The 7,882-nt window shown below is 43.7% G+C and carries 6 protein-coding genes; 4 read left to right on the forward strand and 2 right to left on the reverse strand.

Going from position 1 to position 7,882, the window contains the following annotated elements; all coding sequences use genetic code 11:
- Window positions 1–72: 72 nt before the first annotated feature.
- Window positions 73–906 (reverse strand): regulatory protein RecX, encoded by an 834-nt coding sequence (locus AB4371_RS21950; protein WP_017068390.1) that lies wholly within the window; start codon window positions 904–906, stop codon window positions 73–75.
- 204 nt (window positions 907–1,110) lie between these two features.
- Window positions 1,111–2,715, reverse strand: coding sequence for a mechanosensitive ion channel family protein (locus AB4371_RS21955; RefSeq protein WP_136978909.1), 1,605 nt, complete (start codon window positions 2,713–2,715; stop codon window positions 1,111–1,113).
- Between the two features lie 251 nt (window positions 2,716–2,966).
- Here AB4371_RS21955 and AB4371_RS21960 point away from each other — a divergent pair, with 251 nt between their 5' ends.
- The 4 genes from AB4371_RS21960 to AB4371_RS21975 all read left to right on the forward strand — a co-directional run bounded on the left by AB4371_RS21960 (window position 2,967) and on the right by AB4371_RS21975 (window position 7,616).
- Window positions 2,967–3,215, forward strand: coding sequence for a hypothetical protein (locus AB4371_RS21960; protein WP_017062732.1), 249 nt, complete (start codon window positions 2,967–2,969; stop codon window positions 3,213–3,215).
- 921 nt (window positions 3,216–4,136) lie between these two features.
- Window positions 4,137–6,200, forward strand: coding sequence for a protein-disulfide reductase DsbD (locus AB4371_RS21965; RefSeq protein WP_108192434.1), 2,064 nt, complete (start codon window positions 4,137–4,139; stop codon window positions 6,198–6,200).
- A gap of 3 nt (window positions 6,201–6,203) precedes the next feature.
- A complete protein-coding gene (locus tag AB4371_RS21970) occupies window positions 6,204–6,773 on the forward strand; it encodes a protein disulfide oxidoreductase (protein ID WP_065681662.1) in 570 nt (189 codons plus the stop codon).
- A 123-nt stretch (window positions 6,774–6,896) separates the two neighbouring features.
- Complete coding sequence (locus tag AB4371_RS21975; RefSeq protein WP_017062735.1) at window positions 6,897–7,616, forward strand: DsbA family protein; 720 nt, start codon at window positions 6,897–6,899, stop codon at window positions 7,614–7,616.
- Window positions 7,617–7,882 lie beyond the last annotated feature (266 nt).

A 7,882-nucleotide genomic window follows, 5' to 3' on the forward strand; every position in this document is an offset into this window, starting at 1 on the left:
AAGTGTCGTCTACTCGACAATAGTTACTTAGGACAAACCAACATACTACAATAGGAAATTTTTCCGGCTTAGTTATTCGTTATCTTCACTCAATGCAAATTTGATCTCGTCTGAAGAGAACCCCTTTCGACTTAGCATCGCGTAAGCCTTGGAGCGTTCTTTATGATCGTTTAGGTCATAAGACTTCTTCTGCAACTGTTCTAAACACGAAGAATAGAAATCTAGCTGCTCTTCATTAATCAATCGGTCGATGAGCGATGACAGTTCACTTGTGTCGATTTGTCGTTGTCTAAGTTCTTGCTGAATGGCAGTCAGTCCCTTGCCTTTACGAGCGTACTTGAGCACCTCTTTTTCCAAGTCGGCTTTCTCGGCCTTAATTTGAATGTTACTTTTCAGTTGATGCGCTTGTGGGTGCTGGTCAATCGCTACCTTAACTTGTTGATAGCTAAAGCCACGCTTTTGCAGTGTCGCAACCAGCTTTTCACGGCTCATGGTAAAGCTTGAATAGTAGTGGTTGATTCGGTCTATCAAGATGGTTTGTTCATCAATAGACTTTTCGAACGACACTTTATGGATTGCATCAGAAATCACTGAATCGGTCAGCCCCTTCTTCTTCAGTTTTTCGACAATGTATCGAGAACCGAATTCACCAGAGAAAGCTTGTTCCACGAATTGTTCTGCAAACACTTGGTCAGACTTGAGATACCCGAAGCCTTTCAATGTCCCTAGAGTTTCATCGATCCATTCTTGATTGTCGGTTTTCACTTTGAGCTTCGCCACTAACTCGCTTTCCGTCATGTCTCTCTGAGTTAAATGCCACATCGCAGAGTTCATAACACTTTCAATTCGCGTCGCTTTTCTTACCGTTGTATTTCTAGTATTCGTTTTTTGCTGTGAATCGTCCATTCGATTTCAACTTTCCAGATTAAGCCTACCCCATCATAACGTAATTCTAAGGTGGTTGAGTGACATAAAAGAATGAAGCTCAACATAAGCGGCAGCCAATAAAAATGGACGCTTGTTCAGCGTCCATTTGATATCACATTAAGAATGATGGCTCTAAGCCATGCTTAGCTTTTTCGTAATAGCTTTTCATACTAGATCTTTCGTTTAGTTCTCTTCGTGATTGTAAATATGTACATCTCGTTGAGGGAATGGAATCGTGATGCCTTCTTCATCGAAGCGTTTCTTCACGGTTTCCGTTACATCCCAGTACACATCCCAATAGTCATCAGTCTTAACCCAAGGTCGTACTACGAAATCAACAGAAGACGTATTCAAGGTATGAAGCTTGATCATATGCTCTGGTTTTTTCAACACTAGAGGGTGTGCAAGAATGATGTCGTTCAATACCGCTTTCGCTTTATCGATATCATCTGAATAACCAATACCGAAAACCATATCAACACGTCTTACACGTTCTGCCGTGATGTTGTTGATCACGTCACCCCAAATCTTGTTGTTTGGGATCACCAAGCGTTGGTTATCAATGGTTTGAACAGTCGTCGATACTAAGCTCATGTCTTTTACCGTGCCTTGCACGCCTGCCACTTTAACCATGTCACCGACGTCATAAGGACGGTAGATCAAGATCATCAAACCCGATGCAAAGTTAGATAGTGTGTCTTGCAATGCGAAACCAATGATGACACCGGCTACACCGAAACCAGTAAGAAGAGGTGCTAGCTCTATCCCTATTTGAGACAGTGCGATAAGCAAACCAATAAACACGACCGCTTTAGATGCGATGGATACAAAGAAGTCCTGCATCAATACACTGAAGTCCATTTTAGAGTGCGAAACACTCTTACGAACGGTTTTGCGAGCCACGTTAGCAATAAGGCGAGTTACATACAAAATACCGAGAAACAGAGCAAGTTTAACGATAAAAGAAGGGGTATTTTCAAAAGCCCATGAACTGAACGAACGAAGCCAACCATCCAACAGCTCCAGTGCAACATCAACATCCAACACATCGGCGTTAATGTCACCTGTCGTCGCTAGCAAAACACGTTTGTACGAAGTCACATCCACGCCAAACGGTTCCATTAGCGTGATGGTTTCTTCTAAGCTCGCGACCATAACGCTAGTACGCTCGCTGAAACGCTCAAGCTCCTTTTTAATCGTCGCTTTCTCTTCTTCATTCACAAAAGACAAACGCGCTTCTAGATCTTGTCGCTGTGTGTCTGTGTAAAGAATGGCATTAGTCAGGTATTTAGAACGAGCAATTAACGCCGTTTTAAGTTCACCTTTAGGAACAGCAACATCAACACCACGCTCTTTCGACCAATTTAAGGTCTTAGCAAGCTGCTGATAATAGACATCCATCATTCCGATTCGTTTTTGAATACGCAACTCAAGGCGTTTTTTAGCGTCACCCTCAGCGGAACGGTTTTCTTTACTCATTGAAACGATTTTAGTTTCATTCAACGACAGCAATTTTTGTAGCAGTTCGACCTGCTGAGCAAGAGTGACATCCAGCCCCTCTTTTTTATCTGACGATAGCTGTGAAAAAATCTCTTCGCGTAGGCCCTGGTTCTTACGCCTTAAGATATCTTCAAGAAAGGGTTTTTCAGCATCATGCGCCGTTTCTAATGTTGCTAGATCGAGCATTAACTGATCTTGTACTTCTGCGATTTTCTCAACGCTCTGCGCATAACTTCCAAATGCGACAAACGCCAACATTAACAATAGACAACGCCAAACCTTCATCATATTAATTCCTATCACTGTCTAAATTGACCCTATAAATAGTAGTAAAAAGAATATGGATAACAAGCATTTAAACGTATGTTATGTTAAAAATTCGCAAATTATCAGCCTGCTTCTAATATTTGAGAGTTCCAATCCCCTCTTATGACCTGTAGAGTACGCATCCAACAAAGAACAACAGCCAATATCTTCATTCGAGCACAGCACTAAAGCGCCCTAAATACGATGTTGGCTCACAGCAAGAGAGCATAAAAATGAACAACGAACTTGATATTATTGAGTCTCTAGAAGAACTAGAGCAATTCCTAATTTCAGTGGAAGCTGGCGGTTTAGGCCTTGAAGGCGTTGAAGGTGTAGGCATGGCAACCAATAATTCAGATGGTCGTCACTTCGTTGCTGTATTCAATAGCAGCCATAAAGTTCTGCTTGCTCGCTGGATCACCAAAGAGGTGTTTGATAACGGTAAAGACTTGGTACGTAACGGCCCTCGCCGCACTCACTAAGCCTTTCCAATAGCACCAATGATTAAAGCCCAACACGTTCACTGACGATCTGTTGGGCTTTTTTGTATCGCCAGTCCCGTCCTGATAGTTAATAAACCACTCAATACAGAATAATTAGCGATAACTTTCAGTTGTTGTGAACTTTAGCTACAGCTCAATGTCGTATTCGCGTGAATTGGTGTTTATGCGTCTTTTATCGTGTATCTGCCGTTTCCCGCATTTATACATAGTTTCACTTTAACCATTTTATGACTTGTGGCACGAAGAGAACTTATCTAAGCTAACCACAATTCAATGAGCTTGCTTTAACGACTAACAGATTTGATTACTGACTAATTTGCTGAACACATCGCTACTTTTCTTATCCACACAGAACCGCCGACAAAAGCATTCGCTTTGGGCGCTCTTCCTTACCGGACTGGTTATCGTAACTTGTCTGGCGAGCACTCTGGCCGTCAAGAAAGTATCGTTATCTGCATCCGCTAATGGCCAATCAGTCCTAGTTGGCACACAAACTCATACAGAAACCAGTAATCCCCAAACCAACATCGCTTCTTCAGAAAAAATGGCTGCTCTATACGCCAGCGTTTTCGGCTTAGAAGCCTCAAAAATGTTAACGTCCCCCAATTCAAATTCATGCAGCCTAAGTTCGAAAATGCTGACCTTTGCCGCCCCAAAAACCGGCTGGCTGATCCCATTCGTACTTATTATTGCTGTTGCGTTTAACTTACCTCCTCACATCTCGAGATTATCTAGAGACAATCATCGCTCTACTCGACCGACAAAACACCGATTGCATCTAAAGCACTGTATATTTAGAGAGTAAATAACCGGGCTACTACACCCTTTTATTTATTTTTTGGAGATACATTTGTGTACAACACACTACTAACTAAGTTTGTCGATTCGTTGGTATTCTGCATGCGCACATGCGCAAAAGCTTTCGTCACTGCAATCTTAGTCATGACGTCATTTACCGCTCTGGCTCAAACCACGGGCTGGATAAGCGTGCCTGAGCATCCGCCAGTTAAGATGCGAATGATGTCGACGGGTGAACAGTCGGATAACGGCGGTACCGTTCAAACTGTATTGGACGTTACACTCGACGGTGACTGGAAAACCTATTGGCGCAGCCCAGGTGAAGGTGGCATTCCGCCAAGCTGGGATTGGTCTGATTCGACTAATATAGAGTCTGTAGATTGGCATTGGCCGATCCCTAAATACTATGAACAACTTGACGTAATGACGCTGGGCTACAAAAAGCACGTAAGCTTTCCTGTCACCCTAACGTTGAAAGACAAAACGCAACCTGCTGTATTTAGGGCTTCTCTCTCGTTCCCGTCGTGCACCAATATTTGTGTTTTGACTGACTATGACATCGAACTCCCTATCGACACGCAGCAATTGCAGTTCGATGAAGAGGCGATGTTCTTGTTCAACCAAGGCATGAGCCAATCTCCAAGAGAAGCGAACCGGACTTCAGTGAACGGTCTATTTTGGGACAAAAGCAAGCAACAACTGGTCACTCAACTAACCAGTAACGAAGGCTGGGATAAGCCGATGGTGTTGATCGATGGCAAAGAAGTCATCGATGATTTCTTTGCTCAACCAAGCGTCCACATCACCGGCAATACGATGACCGCGGTATTTGACGTCAGCAACTGGATAGGCGAAGTCGACTTAACGGATCGCACCGTTAGTGTCACCGTTTCAGACACTAATTTTGCCGAAGAGATGACCGCTCAAGTCGGCTCAGAACCTATTGCTTATCAAGCAAGTAACAACGGTTTTCTTGCAATGATCGGCTTTGCTTTGATTGGTGGTTTAATCCTCAATATTATGCCGTGTGTGCTGCCTGTATTAGGAATGAAGCTAAACAGCATCATCCAAAATCAAGGCGCATCTAATCGTCATATCCGACTCTCATTCTTAGCTTCTGCGTCAGGTGTCATTACATCATTTGCACTCCTAGCCCTTGGCATGACCGTTCTAAAAATGGGTGGCAATGCGATTGGTTGGGGAATCCAGTTCCAAAATGTTTGGTTCATCGGGTTCATGCTGATCATCACTTTGCTGTTCTCGATTAATCTACTTGGATTATTCGAATTCAGACTACCATCAGGTTTAAACACTTGGATGGCAACCAAAGGCGATGACTCACATTCAGGCCACTTTATTCAAGGCATGTTTGCGACGCTGTTGGCAACGCCGTGTAGTGCTCCGTTCTTAGGAACCGCAGTTGCTTATGCACTTGGGGCAAGCTACCAAGAGTTGTGGGCTATCTTTATCGCACTCGGCATCGGTATGAGTGCACCTTGGTTGATTTTCGCGCTGTTCCCGAGTCTTACAAAACTGCTTCCAAAACCTGGGGCATGGATGTTCAGAGTTAAGCTGGTATTTGGCTTAATGATGTTCATTACCAGTCTATGGTTAACAAGCCTAATGAGCCCATTCATTGGTAAATTCCCGACGATCCTGTTGTCACTGTTTATCGTGATTACAGTATTGATTTGGATTGGCCGTAAGTTGGGCCGCAAGGTACTTATTCCTATTGTCGCAACCACAACCTTGGTGTTTGGTGCTGCATTGATCGTCGGTAGTGTCACCGCTGATAACTGGGCGACACCGATTGTTGACGATCTCGATTGGCAAAAGCTAGATGCAAAACAAATCCCTCAATTGGTTGAGCAAGGCAAAACGGTATTTGTCGATGTGACCGCTGAGTGGTGTATTACCTGTAAGGCCAACAAGATCGGCGTCATTCTCCAAGACCCTGTCTACAGCCACCTGCAGCAAGAAGACATTGTTTTGATGAAAGGCGATTGGACAACACCAAGTGAAAGCGTCACTCAATACCTACAAAGTAATGGTCGATTTGGTGTGCCATTTAATATCGTCTACGGCCCAAGCTATAGAAGCGGTATTCCACTGCCTGTCATTCTCGACAGTGACACTGTCGTTCAAGCCATCGACGCTGCGAGATAATAGATGAAGACTCCCAACAATAAAGATAAATCTAGCACGACTGAAGACAGCGCTGTAAAGGGTGATACCAAAAAGCCAAGTCGTCTTAAGAAGTGGGGAAAGGAACTGGTTTCAATGATATTGATCGTTGGCGTGGTTTCATTTGCGATGGACTTTTATCACAGCAGAAGCATGCCTCAGGGCGACGCGATTCCAATTGTGGGTCAATCGCTCCAAGGCGAAGATATTGATGTTATCGAGCTAAGCAAAAATGGTAAGCCAGTCATTGTCTATTTTTGGGCGACTTGGTGTGGCGCCTGCAAATTTGTAAGCCCAACCGTCAATAGCTTCAGTGATTCCCATCAGGTGGTTTCGGTTGCTCTATCGTCTGGTCCAGACGAGCGTGTTCAGCGCTACTTAGAGGCGAAAGAGTATGACTTCCCTGTGATCAATGATCTTTCTGGATCTATCAGCAGAAGTTGGGGCGTTAATGTCACTCCAAGCATCGTCATCATAAAAGATGGAAAGATTAGCAGTATCGCAACAGGCATTACTTCCCCGATAGGGCTTTGGTTGAGAACCTACTTTGCCTAACTCGCTTACAAAGAAAAACTGAGCAGAGCAAATGAACCGATTAAAGCCAATTTAACAAACAATAATACCGTGAGCGCGACCCAAAACGCGCTCACGATTATCAAGAATTAGAGAATAAATAGCATGAAAAAACATCTGATTAGTACACTGATTTTAGGCTCACTAATGAGCACCACTGCCTTCGCGGAGTTAAGCACAGAACAAACCCAGCAACTTGAAGAGATTAACCAATTTCTGAAAGAGAACCCTTCTACGATCTCTGGCTTGCATACCAGCCTAGAGCAGTACGTAGCAGGGCAAGAACAGTCGAAGAAAGCTCAAGCAGGAAGCCATGATTGGTTGTACAACAATGACGCTCACCCTATCACGGGCAACCCGGATGGCAAATCGGTCATCATTAACTTTACCGACTATAACTGCCCTTACTGTAAGCGCTTGGAAAAAGGCTTGGTTCAATTAGCCTCTGAAAACAGCGACATTAAAGTGATCAACGTGTACTTATCGTTTAAACAACAACAAGTTGCAGGGCTAGACACCAACGCGGCGCTATACGCGATGAAAGTATGGAAAGATAACCCAGAAGCATTCCCTGAAGTTGATAGATTGCTGATGGCCAAAAGTGGTATTCACTCGAAAAGCTCACTAGAAGCCGTTGCCAAAAAGACGGGAACAGAGGCGGAACTAAAAACAACTCAAGAACAAAACCAGGTTCTAACCACTAACCATCAAACGTTCAGTGCACTCGGCTTAACGGGCACTCCAACCATGATGATGAACGGAAATGTTTTACCAGGATATGTGCCTTATGACCGATTAAAAGAGATCGTGGACGACGCTTTTTAATCGACTGTAGATAGAGATAAAAATTCGAAAGAGAAGTGAATAAAAAGCCGACCTGCGTAACTCACAGTCGGCTTTTGATGAGCTTAAGGTAATGTTTTCAATATTATTTTTGAAACAGAAAAGCAGTCGAAGTGTCACTATCTTGCAATGGATTCTTAATCTAGCCTCGCTACTCTAAAAGCAGTTCTCTCGATGAGTCCAAGACGTGCTTACTCTAGACAACTGTCCTTTGACCGAGCCTAGCTCTAATGCCGATCAGTTAAAGC

The sequence above is a fragment of the Vibrio sp. 10N.261.51.A3 genome (assembly GCF_041471965.1).
Taxonomy (GTDB): domain Bacteria; phylum Pseudomonadota; class Gammaproteobacteria; order Enterobacterales; family Vibrionaceae; genus Vibrio; species Vibrio crassostreae_C.

Coding starts and splice junctions, on each gene's coding strand:
- AB4371_RS21950 (WP_017068390.1), bottom strand. CDS start 906: ATGGACGATTCACAGCAAAAAACGAATACTAGAAATACAACGGTAAGA.
- AB4371_RS21955 (WP_136978909.1), bottom strand. CDS start 2,715: ATGATGAAGGTTTGGCGTTGTCTATTGTTAATGTTGGCGTTTGTCGCA.
- AB4371_RS21960 (WP_017062732.1), top strand. CDS start 2,967: ATGAACAACGAACTTGATATTATTGAGTCTCTAGAAGAACTAGAGCAA.
- AB4371_RS21965 (WP_108192434.1), top strand. CDS start 4,137: ATGCGCACATGCGCAAAAGCTTTCGTCACTGCAATCTTAGTCATGACG.
- AB4371_RS21970 (WP_065681662.1), top strand. CDS start 6,204: ATGAAGACTCCCAACAATAAAGATAAATCTAGCACGACTGAAGACAGC.
- AB4371_RS21975 (WP_017062735.1), top strand. CDS start 6,897: ATGAAAAAACATCTGATTAGTACACTGATTTTAGGCTCACTAATGAGC.